General features: G+C 65.4%; 12 protein-coding genes. 2 read left to right on the forward strand and 10 right to left on the reverse strand.

What is annotated here, in order from left to right; all coding sequences use genetic code 11:
- Positions 1–26 precede the first annotated feature (26 nt).
- The gene (locus C449_RS06750; RefSeq protein WP_006077232.1) at positions 27–1,802 is read left to right on the forward strand and encodes a class I SAM-dependent methyltransferase; all 1,776 of its coding nucleotides are present in this window, start codon (positions 27–29) and stop codon (positions 1,800–1,802) included.
- Here C449_RS06750 and C449_RS06755 read toward each other — a convergent pair.
- From C449_RS06755 to C449_RS06770, 4 genes are all read right to left on the reverse strand, one after another.
- Entirely contained in the window at positions 1,756–3,078 is a 1,323-nt protein-coding gene (locus C449_RS06755) for a glycosyltransferase family 4 protein (protein ID WP_006077233.1), read from the reverse strand. The two genes, C449_RS06750 and C449_RS06755, sit on opposite strands and share 47 nt — an antisense overlap.
- Before the next feature lie 156 nt (positions 3,079–3,234).
- Positions 3,235–4,308, reverse strand: coding sequence for a glycosyltransferase family 4 protein (locus C449_RS06760; protein ID WP_006077234.1), 1,074 nt, complete (start codon positions 4,306–4,308; stop codon positions 3,235–3,237).
- 3 nt (positions 4,309–4,311) lie between these two features.
- Positions 4,312–5,904 carry an alkaline phosphatase family protein gene (locus C449_RS06765; RefSeq protein ID WP_006077235.1) on the reverse strand — a complete coding sequence of 531 codons (1,593 nt, stop codon included), beginning with the start codon at positions 5,902–5,904 and terminating at the stop codon, positions 4,312–4,314.
- A 117-nt stretch (positions 5,905–6,021) separates the two neighbouring features.
- Positions 6,022–7,881, reverse strand: a complete 1,860-nt coding sequence (locus C449_RS06770) for a hypothetical protein (protein WP_006077236.1) — start codon at positions 7,879–7,881, stop codon at positions 6,022–6,024.
- 198 nt (positions 7,882–8,079) lie between these two features.
- On the opposite strand from C449_RS06770, the gene C449_RS06775 reads away from it, so the two are divergent.
- Complete coding sequence (locus tag C449_RS06775; RefSeq protein ID WP_006077237.1) at positions 8,080–9,489, forward strand: sulfatase; 1,410 nt, start codon at positions 8,080–8,082, stop codon at positions 9,487–9,489.
- A gap of 58 nt (positions 9,490–9,547) precedes the next feature.
- Here the strand turns inward: C449_RS06775 and C449_RS06780 are convergent, their stop codons facing one another.
- The 6 genes from C449_RS06780 to C449_RS06805 form a co-directional block, all read right to left on the reverse strand.
- Positions 9,548–10,741 (reverse strand): hypothetical protein, encoded by a 1,194-nt coding sequence (locus C449_RS06780; protein WP_006077238.1) that lies wholly within the window; start codon positions 10,739–10,741, stop codon positions 9,548–9,550.
- Positions 10,738–11,832, reverse strand: a complete 1,095-nt coding sequence (locus tag C449_RS06785) for a DUF354 domain-containing protein (RefSeq protein WP_006077239.1) — start codon at positions 11,830–11,832, stop codon at positions 10,738–10,740. Before C449_RS06785 ends, C449_RS06780 begins: the two co-directional genes overlap by 4 nt.
- Positions 11,829–13,127 (reverse strand): nucleotide sugar dehydrogenase, encoded by a 1,299-nt coding sequence (locus C449_RS06790; RefSeq protein WP_006077240.1) that lies wholly within the window; start codon positions 13,125–13,127, stop codon positions 11,829–11,831. Before C449_RS06790 ends, C449_RS06785 begins: the two co-directional genes overlap by 4 nt.
- Positions 13,124–14,245, reverse strand: coding sequence for a non-hydrolyzing UDP-N-acetylglucosamine 2-epimerase (gene wecB / locus C449_RS06795; RefSeq protein ID WP_006077241.1), 1,122 nt, complete (start codon positions 14,243–14,245; stop codon positions 13,124–13,126). The genes C449_RS06790 and wecB overlap by 4 nt, the downstream gene beginning before the upstream one ends.
- A gap of 255 nt (positions 14,246–14,500) precedes the next feature.
- Positions 14,501–15,736, reverse strand: a complete 1,236-nt coding sequence (locus tag C449_RS06800) for a hypothetical protein (protein ID WP_006077242.1) — start codon at positions 15,734–15,736, stop codon at positions 14,501–14,503.
- A gap of 61 nt (positions 15,737–15,797) precedes the next feature.
- The gene (locus C449_RS06805; RefSeq protein ID WP_241430087.1) at positions 15,798–17,279 is read right to left on the reverse strand and encodes a PGF-CTERM sorting domain-containing protein; all 1,482 of its coding nucleotides are present in this window, start codon (positions 17,277–17,279) and stop codon (positions 15,798–15,800) included.
- Positions 17,280–17,440 lie beyond the last annotated feature (161 nt).

A 17,440-nucleotide genomic window follows, 5' to 3' on the forward strand; every position in this document is an offset into this window, starting at 1 on the left:
GTACACCGGAAGGGAACTCGCCGGCAGTGACCCGCGACGCACATTTGAAACGCTGGGTGAACCAGCCACCGGCTAGCCCGCTCGTCGAGGCCCTTCGAACGGCCGAACGCCGGCGTGCGCTCGATCAGCTCGGCACGACCGATCGCGTCCTCGATCTCGCCTCCGAAGCCGGCGTCACGAGGGAAATCGACGCGGCGGTGACGCGGGTCGATTTCTCGCCCAATGCGAGCGAGTACGCCCGTCAGGTCATAGACGCCGCGGACTTTCGAACTGTCGACCCCGAAGCGCCCACACTCCCGTTCGATTCCGGGCGGTTCGACGCCGCGGTGTCGATCGGGCCGTACGACTGGAAGTTTCTCGCAGTCGACGATCTCACTGACGAGGTTCACCGGACGCTCGCGCCGGACGGCCGGTTCGTCTTCTCGGTACCGACGCCGCGCTCGCCGTACGCCGTCGCCGACTGGAACACCAATCGGTACTACACACCCGCGGAAGCGCTGTCGGTGATCTCGCCCGACTGGCGGCTCGCCGATTACGATCTCGTCTTCCAGTATCCCTACTATGCCCACATGGCGGTGAGCGCGCTTCCGGATCGATATCAAGACTCCTTCGTCGATTTCGCCGAACGCGCGAGCGACGAACTCACTGCACGCGATCGGTGGAACGACGCGTCGTACCTCGTGCTCGCGGCCGAGCCCCATCAGTATCGATCACATCTCGACGACGCGCTCGACTGTCTGTTCCGGCCGGTCGACGAAATTGGGTTCTGGGACGACGAAGACGGCAAAATCCTTCGTGCACACGACTACGAGATCGTCGACGAGGAGGGAGGAGATCCCTCATTTTCGTGGACGCCGGACGACCGCGAACTGTGGCGGTATGCCCCCTTCGGGCTGATGGGGACGATGCAGTGGCGGACGTCGCCCCTCGCTACTGAGGTATACGATGTAAAGATCGAGCGCGCACTTTCGTACTTCACCCGCAAAATCGAGGGTGATACCCTTCATGAGATGCCCAGCTATGGGATCGGCCCACTGACGTGTGCGTTCGCACTCGCCGCCGAGGTCTTCGACGACGATCACGAGCGGATCGCCCGCCAGCTGTTCGAACACGCACGCGCCCGGTTCGATTTCACGCACGCTGAGGACAGCCTGCTGGCGTACGGTTGGTCGTATCTCTACGAACGCAACCGCGATCCCGAAATCCGCGACGCGCTTTCCGAGGCCCTCTGGACGATGAACGATCGTCTCACTCCCGAGGGCCTGTTCGCGTTCGACAACCACACCACTCGCCGCCACCAGAACCAGATGTACGCCTGCTGGGGGTTCGCGCGTGCCGTTGAGGTCACGGGCCAGACGGGCTATCTCGACGGCGTCGAGCGCGTGCTCGACTACACGATCGACGAACGAATGCGCGACGATGGCGCGTTCATCTGGCAAGACGTCTCGCTACCCCGACGGCTCCGACGCGGAACGACCAAACGACTCGGCTTCCGGCCGCCCCACTGGGATTTCCTCTACGAGTGTCACCAGACGTTCTTCGTCAACGCGGTCGCCCAGTACTACCGCGCGGGCGGCGAGCGCGACTACGACCGCGCGGTTCGGCGCGCGATGTCGTGGATCTACGGCGAGAGCTCGCGTGGAGATCTCGTCGGGTGCTCCGGAATCGGCGTCCCGATGCGCTTTCTCACCGTCGACGACCGGCTCGACGTCGACGACCAGATGTACAAAGGGTCCTACGAGATCGGGTCGTACATCATGGCGCTGTCGAACCTCCTGTCCGGGCCGTTCTGCGATCGCTGACGGTTTCGGCGTCGCTGCCCTCCTCGTCGATTACGGTCCAAGAGAGCGACTCGTAGATCGATGCGAGACGCGAGGCGTCCCGCTCAGCGTCGTATCGGCTCTCGACCGCTCGTCGGCCGTTCGCGCCGTGCTCGGCGGCTGTTTCGGGATCGGCAAGCGCGACGAGCGCCGCAGTCAGCGATTCCCGATCGTTGGTGGGAATCACCCGGCCGGCGTCCGCCTCGCCGACGATCCGCGACGCGGGTCCGACATCGGTCGTCACGACCGGCACGCCCGTCGCCAGCGCCCGGAACAGCGTCGGCGGGATCGCCGTCTCGGCGACTGGCGATGGGTGGGTGGGGAACACACAGACGTCGCTCGCGACGACGTACGTCGGTAATCGGTCCGGATCGATTTCGGTCCGGAACGTGACCCGGCCACCCGCGAGTTCCCGTCGGGCCTGAGTTTCGAGAGCGTCCGTGGTTTCTCGATCGAGATCGCCGACGAGTACCAACTGAAGGTTCGCGACCTCGTCTGCCGCCCGCGCGGCCGCCGTGACGACTCGTTCGAGATCGGTGTCGAACGGCCCGTTCGCGAACGCGGTGACGACGAACGCGGCCTCGGGATCGAAGCCGAGCCCGCGGTCGACGTGGCCACTGGTTTCGAAGGTGTCCAACGCCGAGGTGGTGTCGTGGACGACCGACACCCGCTCGGGATCGACCCCCACCGCGCGAACGTAGCGTGCGCGCGCCTCCTCGCAGGTCGTCACGAGCCGATCGACGCCGTCGAGCGGCCCAGTTTCGAGTCGCCCCTGCCGCCACGGCGAGTGAAACAGCCGGCGGGCGAGTGCTCGCGGGTTTCGAAACCGATCGAGCCAGCCCTCGGTCCGATTGCGTCGGCGTTCGAGCGCCGGCGTGTTCCCGGGAAGATCGGCGATCACCGGCACGTCGTGGGCGTCACCGACTCGCAACCCGGTCTTCACGAGCCGGAGATCGGTTACCCCACAGGCGTCGATCGCCCGCTCGTCGGCGATCTCTTCGACTGCGCGCAGCCACGCGGGATTGACCATCTGGAGGGCGTACCGCACGCCGTCGAGTTTCCCCTTCAATCCGGCGTACAGCGTCTCGTCGGGGAGTCGACGCACGTCGATCCCATCGATCGTCTCGCGGTCGCGGTCGTGGGACGCGCCGCGGCAGACGACGGTGATCGTGTGGCCTGCCTCGTGGAGCGCAACGGCGTGGCTCCGCGCCCGTTCGTCCGTCGAAAACCGGCCGTCGAACAGGAGACAGACGTGCATCGGCGTCAGTCGCTCCCCTGCACTGGTCGTGCTGGTCCGCACGTTGCTTGGACTGGTGGGCTGACCATGCTCACCCGTGTCGGCGGGTCGGCTTCGCTCTTGTGGTGGTGTGGGTTTCGAACGCCGTCGCGATAGTGTGGAAGAGCGCGGGTCGTTCTACGGATGGGGCCGTTCCGCGACATCGAGGTGACCCTCGTAGGTCGCCAGTAGCTCCTCGGCGATGGTCGACCACGCGAACCGCTCCAGCGCGGCCTCGCGGTTCGCCTCGCCCATCGCGGCCACCCGCTCGGGATCGGCGATGAGTTCGGCGAGCGCGTCCGTGAGCTCGTCGGCGTCGCGGGGCGCGACCAGGAGGCCGTTGTCTTCGTTGATGACCTCCGGGATCGCGCCGACAGTGGTCGACACGATGGCGTTGCCCGCGGCCATCGCTTCGAGCATCGCGATGGGGAGCCCCTCGGCGTAGGCCGGCAGGACGAAGATCGAACCCGATCCGAGGAGTCGCTGTTTGTCCTCTTCCGAGACGTAGCCGAGATACTCGACGTTGTCGTAGGTCGCCGCGAGCTCTTCGGCGTGGTTCGAGAGCGGCCCCTTGCCGGCGATCGTCACTCGAAAGTCGAGTCCCCTGTCGGCGAGCGCCTCGATCGCAGTCGCGAGTTCGACGACGCCCTTCCGCGGGATCTGATTCGAGACCGCCACCACGTGGGGAACGTCCCCGTCGAACGCCGGGGTGTAATCGCCCGCGTCGACCGCGTTCGGGATCACGGTGAGCTTCTCGCGGTCGGTGTGCTCGCCGAGGGTGTCCTTCCAGTACTGCGAAAGCACCACGATCTCGTCGGCGGCGTCGAACACCAGCGACTGATACCACCGGACGAGCGCGGAGTCGGTCGAAACGAACACGTCGAACGACGAGCCGTGGATGTGGAGTACCACGGGCCGATCCCAGACGTACTTGCTGAACAGTACGTAGTAGCCTGCTCGATAGAACGAAAACCGGTGTGATGAATGGACGTGGACGATGTCGGGCGGCGATCGAACGGTGTACGTGAGGGCGTTCCAGCAAATGACGAGTACCGAGTGGACGAACGCGACCACACCCTCCGTCGAGAACGCGCCGATCTTGTGGGCTCCGACGCGCAGCTTCCCCGCGAGGTGGCGGCGCTGTTCGCTGATGTACTGCCCGATCCCGCCCGGGCCATGCCGGCCGACGATCAGGAGGTCGGTATCACGCATCGGTCATTCCATGTAGCCGAGACCGCGGAGACGGTCCTCGACGTCGTCGAAGTCCGCGTCCGCTGCAGCCGCCGCGTCACGCCCGGCGGTGGCGTGTTCGGTCGTTGCCACCTCCCGCTGGGCGGTCGCCGAGTCGGCGGCAAAGATCTCGTCGAGCACGCGACCGTCGACGTCCGCGGGTACCGCCTCGCCAGCGCTGTGGAGCACCGTTGGCGCGACGTCGACGACGTTCGCATCGGTCGGCGCGCTTCCCGGCTCGACATCGGGACCGGCGGCGAGGAAGACTCCTTCGGGCCGGTGTTCGGCCGCATGGACGCCGGGATCGGTGAATACCGCATCGGCGAGCGTCCCCTTGACGTGGTACGCGTCGCGGCCCTCGACGACGAGATCCGGCGAGTCGTCGTCGGTCGGGAACACCTCGCTCCCGTCGTACACGTCAAGGACGCGCTCGTCGGTTTCGGGATCGGTAAGGTTCGAGAGTAGCGCTTCGAGCTCCGCTTTGACGGTATCGACTTCGTTCGGGGGGACGATCCCCTCGTCGAAGCGCTCGGTGTCGTTGACGTAGACGTTGCCGTAGCCGTGGAAGAAGGCCTTCGTCCGGCCGTACTCGACGTCGTAGAGGCCGTGACCGCCAGGGATCTGTTCGGCGACCGCGTCGATGACACCGTGGGGAAGTCGATCCATGATGGTGCGCTCGTCGATCCCGATACGTTCCAGCGCGCCGAGCACCCGGTCTTTGGTCACGCCGAGCTGCGAGAGCGTGCCCCGCGCCGCGGTGTCGTCTTTCGGTGCGAGATATCCTTCGCGCGCGAGCAGGCTGTTGACGTTGACGAGCTTCGAGACCGGGCCGAACCCGTGATCGGAAACCACGAACAGCGTCGCGTCGTTGGCAGCGGCGTACTCACGAGCCTCACCGATCACCGCATCGAGCTGGCGGTAGTGATCGAGCAGCACCGACTCGTCCCAGAGGAGGTGCTGGAGCCGATCGGGAGCCGTGTAGGTGAAAAAGAACAGCCGCCAGTCGTCGGTCTCCATCAGCAGGTGGAGTAGCTCGGTTCGGGCCGCGACGAGTCCGTCGAGATCGGCGGCGAACTCCGCGTCGGTCCCGTCGTAATCCCGCCAGCTCAATCCGATCTCGTAGTCGGGGATCCGTCGTTCGATCTCCGCAGCGAGTTCGGGCGGGTGGGTGAACCCCTCCTCACGCGAGGGCGTCATCATCCCGGTCACCATCTTCCCCTCGATCTCGCTCGCGGGGTAGGTCATCGGGGTGTTCGCGACGACCGCCGGCGAGAGGAGGTCCCACAGCGCCGGGCGATCGCAGTCCGCGCTGGTGTTGACCCGGTGGCGGTAGTCTCGACGGAGACCGTGAAACGCGTAGATTCCGTGTTTGTCCGGACCGACACCGGTGGCGATCGACGGCCACGCTAGCGCGGTGTTGGCGGGTTTCGTGCTCTCGAGTTCGCCCGCAGCACCCTCCTCGATGAGTGCCGCAACGTTCGGGAGTTCGCCCGCGTCGGCCCACGCACGGAGCCGATCCCACGGCACGCCGTCGAGGCCGAGAACGAACGCCCGTTCCGGTGGCGCTGTCCCGGTCATGGCTGATACATACTAGTGGAGGCTCCTCGCGTGATGGCCATTACCGTTTTCATTTGCGTACGGTCGTTCTCCAGCCGATAGTCGCGAACAGCACGATGAACCGTCCGACGATGTCGCTCAACCGCCCGCAGTTCTCGCGACGGTCGCGTTCGTCGCGTTCGATTGGCTACCGGCGATGAAGTAGAGATCGAACTCGCCGTTCGACTGTACGAGATGGACGCCGGGTTGGGAGTCGAGCGTGCTGAGGTTCGCCTGGCTGTACCGGAGCCCGCGATACACCTCGCTTTCACGCTGGCGAGTCGCGTCGGTGAGTGCCAGATACCGTCCCTCTTCGGTCTGTCCAGCGATGTCGGAGATGTTGGCTTCGGGAATCCCGCGACCGTTCTCCTGAATCGGATTGTTCGTGACGCCCTCCACCCCGTGGCTGAACCGCCACGGCCCCGACCGGAGGCCGTACATCGCGACGCCCTCCGCCTGATGGTCGAAGGCGTAGTCGTAGCCGTCCATCTGACTTTCGGTCACCTGCTGGTTCGGTTGGTAGATGTACGGTGACGGGAAGACCACGATCGCCGAGAGCGCGACCATCACCACGAGGCCGATGGCAACCGTTCCTCGCACCCACCCTTCCGGAACGAACTCCGAGAGCCCGGAGACGTACCGGTAGAGCGCGATCGAACCGAGGATCGTCGAGAACACCATGATGAGCCCGACGTTCCGGAAGAACAGCTTCGAGACACTCCCGACGAAGAAGACGAAGGAGTAGGGGATCAACACGACGAGGCCGACAGTGAAGTACTTCACCAGCGCGGCGGTGTCGGGAGTGTCCCGGAGCCGGCCGGCGAGGCTCGTGAGCATCAACAGGCCGGCAAGCGCCGCGAAGATCGCGCTGACCGAGAACAGTTTCAGGAACACCTCGACGACGCTCGCGCCGATCGCAGTCAGTGAGTTCCCCCGGCTGGCGACCGCCGCGCCGGCGCTCGCACCGCCTGTCAGGAAGCTCAATAGCTCGCGTAACACGGCGTCGACAGAGTTCTCGTAGCGCCCTCGCCCGACCGACCAGAGCATGAACGAGCCGATGACGAACATGGTCGGTCCGTAGAGCGTTTTGTGACCCGCGATCCGGCTGTCCGGGCGGACTGATCGGTAGATGAACTGAACGCCGGAGATCGTGATGAACAGGATGATGAGATTCGCGGCTTGCTGTGGGTGATACAGCACCGACGCACCCAACACCACCGCGAACAGTGCGGTCAGCGCCGGCACGGGGTATCGACTCTCGAAGACGTCCGCCGGGCTAGTGAGATAGTTGATGAGGAAGTAGATCACCACCGGACTCAACAGCACGGCGTCGGTGATCGGGTGGGGCGTCATGTAGTTCATCCCGAGGTGGTTGATCGGCAGGAGGAGAAACGCCGCGAGCCCGCTGAGGAGCATTGCACCGCGGTGGCTGGTCATCGAACGAACGCACAGCGGGACGAACACGACAAAGGAGAGGATGTACGCAAGCACCACCAGCAGCATCGCGCGCGGGATCGTCGTCCCGACCACGCCCTTCATGAACAACGAGGTGGTGTGGATCCCCGGATAGAACAGCCCGAACGCGCTCAGCACGCCGCCGAAGAGGTCTCTCGTCCAGCCGAGGTGTGTCATCGCGTCGCCGGTGCCGTAGAAGAAGTAGTTCCGGATGATCGGCAGTCCGGCGAGTGCGAGCACCGCACCACCGCCGAGCGCGAGCCCGCCGAGGCTGAGATACCCCTCGGGCGCGTACAGCGTGACGGCGATCGCGATCGTGATCGCGACCGCGAAGCCGAGCCAGAACCCGATCGGGGTGGCAGTGGTGTAAATCGAAATCTCGTACCCCTCGGCCGGTGCGCCGTAGGCGTACAACACGGCACCGGCGAGCGCGAGATAACCGACTACGAGGGCGATCTTCTGCCCCCGGTAGGCCGGCGTGTCGGACGTGGTAAGCGTGCTCATCTGTAGGAGGGCCGCTCGACGCGGGCAGTTGGTGCTTTCTCTACCGTCCGCACTCCCTTTATTCCCATCGACTTCAGCCCGCGCGCGGTCGATCGACTGACTGGATCGGTATACTGGTCGAATCGGACCACTTAGCTGGGTCGTGGCGAACGACCGGATCGTGACGACTAAACCGGGTTGGCGGATACCCTCTCTATCATGGACCGCCCGAACATCGTCTGGATAACGCTCGAGAGCACACGAATGGATCACACCTCGCTCGACGGCTACTCGCGCGATACCACCCCGAATCTCGCACGAATCGCCGGGATGGGCGACGGTCGTGCGTTCGACGACTGCCACACCCACGGCGTCTGGACGCTCGCATCGAGCGCGTCGATCCTCACTGGTACCGTCCCCTCCCACCACGGCGCAGGGATGGAAAACGACGTGATCCCCGAGGAGCTCGACACGATCCCCGAACGTCTCACCGAGCAGGGGTATCACACCGCGTGTCTCTCGCCGAACTCCCACCTGAGCTCGGCGACCGATCTCGACCGTGGGTTCGAGGAGTTCACGTGGTTGAGCGCGGACACGCTGTTGGAGGCTGCCGGCCCTCGTATCCTCGCGAAGTACCTGCTCAACTGCCGGCGACACGGTCCCGGCCTCACGACGGACACGCGGCGTCACGGCACGGGATTTCTGATGAACGAGATCGCAAAGCGCCGGCTCGACGACTACGCCGGGAACGACGAGCCGTTCTTCCTCTATGCGCACTACGGCGATCCGCATCACCCCTATCACCCGCCACAGCGCTACCTCGATCGGTACGCCGAGGACTTCGAAATGGACACCGACCGCGCGAGAAAGCTCGGGCTCTACCACCACGACAACCTCCACCAGCTCATTGCGGACGGCTGTCCGTTTGCGGCCGACGAGTGGGACGCGCTCCGCGCGCTCTACGACGCCGAGATCGCCCACACCGACGACCTCGTCGGCGATCTGTTCGACTACGCGAACCGCCTCGATCTCGACGACACGGTGTTCGTAATCACTGCTGACCACGGCGAGCTGTTCGGCGAGCACGGGATGCTCGCCCATCTCGTCGTCACCGACGACGCCGTCTCGCACGTGCCACTCGTGGTCCACGGGGGCGACGCGATCACCGACCACGACGGTGAGACCGTCCAGCACGCGGACGTGATGCGAACGCTGCTCGAACGTGCCGGCGCGCGGACCGAGGGTCTCCACGGGATCGACCTCGACGAAGAGACTCGCGAGCACAGCCTGACACAGCGTGGCGCGAAGCGCGCTCTCAAGAACCTCGATCGGTTTGCGGAGCTGAATCCCGACTTCGATCCGTCACCGTACCACACCGCGACGCTCAGCGCGCTCCGCACCAGCGAGTTCAAATACCAGCGCAGCGACGACCGCGCCGAGCTGTTCGCCCTCCCCGACGAGACCACCGACGTTGCTGACGACCATCCCGACATCGAGGAGCGCCTTGACGAGACGCTTGACGATGTACTCGACACTGACGGCCAGCCGGCTTACACCGAGAGCCGAGAGGGAGAGTTCAGCGACGCGATGAAACAGCAGCTTTCCGATCTCGGTTACCTCGTGGATTGAACGGTCCGATGCTGTGACGAAGAGGGAGCAGCGGAACTCCGACACCCCACGCCGTCGGTCAGTCCAAGCGAGTTTGGCTCCGACGGCGCACCATCGCAGCCATCGCATAGCACATCCACGCCTGACTCCACCGCATGTACGGCGTCGTGTCGTCGAGGAAGCGTCCCTGCTGGCGATAGAAGTACCCTTCTTCGTCGAAGAGATTTTCAATCGTCCAGTCGAGCACCTTCTCGGCCATCGCGAGGCTTGTTTCGCCGCCGTCACGGACGAAGGTCAGGATCGACTGAGCGGCGGCGTGAGCGTCGCGCGGATAGGACTGATCGTGTTCGAACTTCGGTGCGCCGTCGGGCTCGAAGAGATGCTCCCGGTAGAACGCGAGCCCGCGTTCGTAGGCGGTTTCGGTGCCCGAGACATCGCCGCCCGCGTCGAGGTACTCCCGGAGCGATTCGAGCACGAACCCAGTGTGGAAGTTGTCGTGGCTGATCGGCGAGCCGTCGGCCGGCATCGAGTAGTGCCACGCGCCGCTTTCCTCCTGGGCCGACAGCACGAACGCGACGAGTTCGTCGGCGCGGCTCATCAGGTCGTCACTATCCGTTTGGGCCGCGACCAGCGCGAACAGTCGCGCGGCGAGCGCGTTGACGTTGATGACCACGAACTCGTCGTCGGTGGTGTAGGTGTAGGCTTCGTGGCCGTCGATCGTCCGGGTGTTGATCTCGGTCCGGATGAACTCGCAGGCCTCTTCGGCGACCGCGAGCGAGTGTTCGTCGCCGGTGAGTCGGTGGTGACGCACGAACGCCTGGGCGGCGAAAACCGTGACGACCACCGAGGGGTGATATGCCGGCAGGAAGAACTTCCGCGCGTTCTGCCAGTCGAAGTTGTACCCCCAGCACGCGGTCTCGTACACTGGAGATCGATACTCGTCGAGCCAGTCGAGCAGCTGCTCGGCCCGATCGAGATGATCGTCCTCCCCGGTCGCTTCGTGGAGTTCGAGATGTGCGAGCGCGAACAGCGCGATCCCCTTCGGGTTGCGTTCCTCGGGGATCGAGAGGTGTCGGTGAAGCGTCGCCGGGAACGAATTCACCGCGTGCATCCACACGAGTCGGGTGAACCAGTGCTTCCCGAACGGTCCCGCGTAGGGGCTGTTCAGTCCGTCGTAGGGGTCCCAGCCGGCGTACTCGCGCTCGCGCGCCCAGTCGAGCGCGGTCGTACAGACGTCATACGGTGCCGGATGGTCTGACTCGTCGCCGATCATTGTTGGACGGTCCGGATCAACTCGTTCGTCAGTTCGACCACTTCATCTCTCACTGTGCGTGCACGTTCGCGATCCGGTTCGACATCGGCCGGATCGAGCGTCGCAATGTGCTCGATGATGGCTGGGGCGTCCCGTGAGTGGAAGATCCGGCCGTCGGCCACGAGTTCCTGATCGACCGAGAGCAGCGTGTTCGGGAAGAAGGAGACGGCGGGTTTCTCCATACACGCCGCCTCGCGGGACATCGTTCCCGACCCGGTGAGCACACACCGTGCGTGCCACGCGAGCTGGAGCCCGTTCATCGCGCCGTTCGGCACGTACACCGCGTCGTCGTCGTACTCGCGGGCGTAGCTCTCGTCGCCACGTCCGCGCGGGAGATAGACCACGCCGATGTCGCGTTCGGTCGCCTCGGCGAGGAGGTCGGGCACGATCGAGTCGGCGTCGACGTACGCCGCGGTCAGCGCCTCCGGTCGCACCACGATGTACTCGCCGCTCGCGAACGGCAGCTGGTCGGGGAAGGTGGGATCGGGATCGAATCCAGCGACGTAGACGTCCTCCTTGTATCCGTCGTAGGTATGGATCGAGTCCGGATCCGCACCCCATCGGGTCAGCTCCTCGGCCGCGAACGCGCGCGGCACCACGTTGTGTGTCGCAGCGGCCTCGAAGCGGTTGTAGAGCTCCTCGATCCACAGCCCGTCGACGTGGGCGGTGATGTCGTTGTCGGTGAAGTGGATCGAAGGGGTGCCTCGTGCCCGCGAGGCGAGCACGCACATCGCGTTGCGCGCCGACAGCGAGACGTCACACTCGGGCGCGCTCACCGCGAGCTGGGCCGTCCGAAACGGAATGCCGAACTTCCGAACGAACGCATTGTCGAAGTCTCGACCCACGACGCGGTGCTCGAAGCCGACCTCGCGGGCGAGCGAGACGGTTTCGGTCTTCTCTCGGACGGTTGTCGTCACCGAGACGTTCTCCAACCCGCCGACGAGTCCATCGAAGAAGAACGGATGGGACGGACTGACGAGATCGATCCACACCCGTGCCGGAGTCGGTCGGACGGTGGTTTCGGCACTCGCGTGGCGACTCCCACCGCTCATAGTTCGACGACGGTGACGCCGGCCGCTTCCCACGCGGCGACGTCGAGGATTCCTTTCGCGTCGATCACGGTGTCCCCGTCGAGCTGTGCCGCGACCTCGGTCGGGTCGAGGACGGCGTACTCGTCGTGGTCGGTGGCGATCACGGCCGCATCGGCCCCCGACAGCGCATCCGGTAACGACTCCAGCGCGAGATGGCTGTCGGTGACGTGGGGATCGTGGAGCCGGACATCGATCTCCGTGTCCGTGTCGCTTCCGCCCACACCTGCGCCCTCCGCACCCGGTGCGTGCGTCGCTCGCACGCGCTGCTGGAGGGTCTCCGCCAGCCGAAGGCCCGGACTCTCGCGGGCGTCGGCGACGTTGCCTTTGTACGCCACACCCAAAATCGCCACGCTCGTGTCCGTGATCGAGCCGAGTTCGGTTTCGAGCAGATCCGTGACGTACGCCGCCATCCCGTCGTTGATCGCACGGGCCCGCTCGATCAGGTCGAGCCGATCCGAGCCCTGCCCGAGGAAGAGCGGATCGATCGGGATACAGTGACCGCCGACGCCCGGTCCCGGCTGGTGGAGGTCGACTCGCGGGTGGTGGTTCGCCAGCGCGATCGCCTCGCGCGAATCGAGGTCGTAATCGGCGGCGATCATCGCCACCTCGTTCGCCAGCGCGATGTTCACGTCCCGATAGGTGTTCTGGAGGAGTTTGACGAACTCCGCGAGCGTGGGGTCGGACATCGTCCGGAGCTCGCCCTCGACGAACGACCCGTACAGCGCCACGGCCGCCTCGACCGACGCCGCATCGACGCCGCCGATCGCCCGATCGTTGTCGTGGAGCTCCGCGATCACGTTGCCCGGAAGCACCGTCTCGGGCGAGTACGCGAGCGAGAACTCCCCGACATCGAGCCCGGAGCGCTCGAGCACCGGACCGAGCACCTCGACGGTCGTTCCCGGCGGGACGGTGGATTCGAGGATCACGGTGTCGTCCGGCCGGAGCTCGGCCGCGACCGCCTCGCCAGCCGCCTCGACGTACGAGAGCTCCGCCCGTCCGTCCTCCAGCGGCGTCGGCACGCAGATCAGGTGATAGTCCGCGGGCACGACCTCGCGGGTCACCGATAGCGACCCGTCGAGCGCGCTCGCGATGACGTCATCGAGACCTGGCTCGTCGACGTGGAGTTCGCCGCGTTCGATCGCGTCGAGCAGTTCGACATCGACATCGTAGCCGAACACGTCGTGGCCGGCTTCGGCGAGCACCGCTGCCGTCGGCAGGCCGATGTAGCCGAGACCGTGAACGCAGACCGAACTCATCCGGTCACCCCCTCGACCGATACGACCGGACCGAGGCCGACGGCATCGAGAATGCGCTCGGCACTCCGACCGTCACCGAACGGGTTCTCCCAGTCGGTCGGTGTGTCGAGCGCCTCGCGCGCGCCGGCGACGATCTCGGCGGGCTCGACGCCAACGATCCGGTTCGCGCCGACCGCGACCGTCTCGGGGCGCTCGGTGTTGTCCCGGAGAGTGACACACGGCGTCCCGAGGATGCACGCCTCCTCCTGAACGCCGCCGGAGTCGGTGAAGACGAGCCGTGCGGTGCTTTCGAGCCGGAGGAAATCCAGGAAGTCCTGGGCCTCCGTGAGCCGGACTTCGTCAGGCACGTCGATATCGAACGCATCGATGCGGTCACGCGCTCGCGGGTGCACCGGATAGATCACGTCGAACCCCGAGCGAGCGGCGAACTCTGCGACCCCGCGAAGCAGACTCGAGAACCGCTCGGGATCGTCGACGTTCTCCGCACGGTGGGCGGTCAGCAGACAGAACTCGTCGGGAGAGAGGTCGTGGCTGTCGAGCACTCGACTCTTCTCGGCGGCGAGGTCGCGATAGCACGTGACCGCGTCCACGATGGTGTTGCCGGTGACGGTGATGCGCTCGACCGGGATCCCCTCCTCGCGGAGGTACTGGGCCGCCTGCTCGGTGGGTGCGAAGAGGTGGTCGGCGGCGTGGTCGGCGAACACGCGATTGATCTCCTCGGGCATGCTCCGGTCGAAACTCCGGAGGCCGGCCTCGACGTGGCCCACCTCGCAGTCGAGTTTGCTCGCCGCGACCGAGCCCGCGAGCACCGAGTTGGTGTCGCCCTGGACCAGCACGACATCGGGCGATTCATCCAGCAGAACTTCCTCGATCGCGCCGATCATCGCGCCGGTCTGGGAACTGTGGCTTCCCGATCCGATCGCGAGGTTGTGATCCGGTGTGGGGAGTTCGAGCTGGTCGAAAAAGACCGTATCCAGCTCGTCGGAGTAGTGTTGGCCGGTGTGGATCACGCTGTAGCCGACGTCGCTTTGCTCGCACGCGTCGATCACGGGCGCGAGCTTGATGATCTCGGGGCGCGTCCCGAGTACGATCGTGATGGCCGTTTCGTCCGCGCTCATCGGTCACCGCCCGGTCTCCCGTGTGGTCCGCTCCGGAACCCGACCACCTCCATGGCGGACGATCCGGGACGGCCAACAGCCTCGGTCGGCCACGTAGTATATGGAGAGAGACAAGAGGGGCTGATCATGGTGATCTACTCACCGAGCACCGCCCCGTCGTGCTTTGTTATGTACCGTTTACCTGGCATCGGCGGCATCATACCTACCGTTCACGCAGCACGCTTATCAAACCTATCGAAACCGATCGGCGGTTCGCTACGTATCGATCGCCCGGCGACGATCGAGATACGTCGCCACTGCGTACGCCATCCACGCCTCACACCACCGCATTAGGGTGATTCGCTTGGTGTAGAACCGTTCCTGTCGGAAGTGGAATCGTCCGTTGCCCGCATAGAGGTTCCCGACGGTCCAGTCGAGGATACGTTCGGCGACCTCGAACGCGCCCGCGCGGCTGAAGACGATGATTCCCTGGGCTGCGGCGTGGATGTCCCGTGGATGGGCGTTCGACTCGTCCCAGTTCGGCGCGCCATCGGGGGCGAACAGCTCGTCGCGGTAGAAGGCGAGCCCGTCGTCGAGGCTGTCGGCGTACCGATCCGAGCCGGTGAGCTCTCGATGGCGGAGCAGCGATTCGATGACGAACCCGTTGTGGTGGTTGTCCATCGAGAGGTGTGACGCCGATGGGGGATCACGATACATCCACCCGCCCTCGGGGCGCTGACGCGAGACCACGTAGTCCAGCAGTTTCTCGCCGCGCTCGCGGTGTGTCGGATCGTCGAAGCGATCGGCGAGTTCGAGCAGCGTCACGCCGCCGAGTGCGACCGCGTTGAGGGTGTAGTGATCCGACGACCACGTCGGGACGTACTTCATCCGCGCGCCCTCCGGGATCTCCTCGTATTCGAGGTCCTCGTCGATGAACTTCGCGACCGATTCCACGATTTCGGGATACGCCGCGGCCGAGCCGGCGTCGAGGCCCGCGTCGCTCGCGGCAAGCAGCGCCCGGACCGCGTACGATGTCGAGACCATGTCGGGGTACTCGGGTAGTCCCTTGATGTCGAGATGCTGGATTTCGTGGCGGTGTGCGCCACAGAAACCGGCGTAGCCCGGCGTACGGTGTTCGACCAGCCACTCGCAGCACTCGCGCGCCTCCGCCGCATAGTCGACGCCGGTCGTCCGGCGACCGTTCTCGGATTCGACTCCACCGCTGAGATCGAGCTGGTCGGCGGTGAGGTTCGCCATGGCGAACAGCGCGGTGCCCTTGTAGTTCCGGCGCTGTTCGACCAGAAAGAGCCGCCGGACGTTGACCGGTGCTCGCTTGATCGTCTCCTGAACCGCGATGTTGAGCCACTTGTTCTCGACCGGTAGTCCCTGGAGAAGTCGGCTGCTCATCCCGTCGCCGTAGTCCCAGCCGGTGTACTCGCGCTCGCGTGCGTATCGCAGTGTCTCGCCGAGCAACGCTCCCGCGAGTCCCGTGGGGTCCGTCTCCTGACTCATAGCTCGTCTCTCGACCGCCGTGGAAAAATCGGTCGCGGTTCGTGTCGCGCGACGCGAGTGGCTATCGTTTACGGCGCGCGGCGACCAGTGCGGCCGCGAGCAGCGCGATCACGGCCACCACCGGACCGAAGCCCGGCCCGAACGCCCCGCTGCCGCCGTCACCGCTTTCGTTGCCCGTCGCGTTGCCGGCGCTTCCGTTGTCGCCGTCCTCGCCGGCAGCGGTCGTCGCCTCGTCTGCGTCCTCGGTTGCTCCGTCTTCGGTGCCGTCCGCCGCATCGGTCTCGGCCGTCGCCTCGCTCGTTCCGTTCGCCGTCGTGGCGTTCGCCTCAGCGGAGCCGTTCTCCGTTGTGGTGGCTGCGCCACCCGTTCCGGTGACGAAGAAGCTGTCGTCCTGCGCACCGGTGGTGCTGTCGTTGTCGAGACTCACGACAGAACCGTCGTCGAGCCGAGTGATCGCGTACTGGCCCTCGGCGAACCCAGTCGTCGCGATCACCGATGAGCCGTTGGCTGCCGTCTCGAACTGGGTCACGACGTCGCCGAGTGAGCCGTTCTCGACCGCTTGAACCTGATAACCCGTGCTCGCCTCACCCTGGTCGAAGTAGAGCCGTGCGCCCTGACCGTACTCGCTGCCGGCTCCAACTCGGCCGTCGGCGTCGATCGTGGTGACGTACCCGGTCGCGTTCGCGGGAACGCCGTTGTTGGTCACCACCGCGTCCTCGGCCGGATCGAGGCTCCCGTTGAGCCGCTCGTCTTGGGTGCCGCCGGTAGTCTCGTAGAAGACCACGGCTTCGAGGCGCTGGCTCTCGTTGACGTTGCCGTTGAGCGCCACGGTGTAGTTCCGTGGAGTGTACTGTGCGATGATCGGCTCGGTGTTGCCGACGAGCTGGCCACGTGAGCCGTTCTCGGCGACGGTGAACACCCCGATGTAGCCGGCGTTCGGCACGACACCCGACAGCGAGATCGACTGGGTGTCGTTGAACTGGGAGGCGCTCTGGTTCGGGAACGACAGCGATGCGGACTCCACCCGGTAGCCGACCGACACGGGACCGTCGGTCGTGCCATCCGGCGTCGTGGTCGACACACCCACCGAGTAGTCACCGTCGCTGGTCGGCGTGCTCATGTTGGCAACCTCGACGAGGATGCGGTCGCCGGCTCCAACCGGTACTCGCTGGGTGAAGTTGAGCGCGATCGCCCCGTTCGCGCTTTCGGCTACCTCGAACGCGCCGATCGTCCGCTGGTTGTCCGAACCGACGATCGTCACGCCGACGTCGTCGGTGCTCACGTTCGAGACGCTCCCGTCGAAGCTGTTGTCTGCCCCGAAGTCGAGGGTCATCGATCCCATGCCGTTCTGGACGACGGCGTCGCTTTGTTGGGTGACGACCGAGACGGGGAACTCCTGAACGTTCGTTCCTGGCGAGTGAGGATACGGTGCAGCCGTGTCGGCGTTGAGCGCCGCCGCGGTGGGACCGCCGACCGCAACGGCTGCGACCGCCGATACGACGATCACGACCGTCATCAACGCGCTGTGTCCTGCCTTCGTCATGGATGAGTGATGAGATGGATCATTGTGAGCTATCTGTGTCTCCCGGCGTCGCCTGTCTCGCTCGAGACGAGCGCTGGGAGGTCGTCGGCGGGGACCTCTCGCGTCGAGGGCTTTGTTATCCCCACCATACTCGTTTCCTTGATGCGAAACGTGACGAAAAA

Origin of the sequence: Halococcus saccharolyticus DSM 5350 (assembly GCF_000336915.1) — an archaeon.
In the GTDB taxonomy this organism is placed as follows: domain Archaea; phylum Halobacteriota; class Halobacteria; order Halobacteriales; family Halococcaceae; genus Halococcus; species Halococcus saccharolyticus.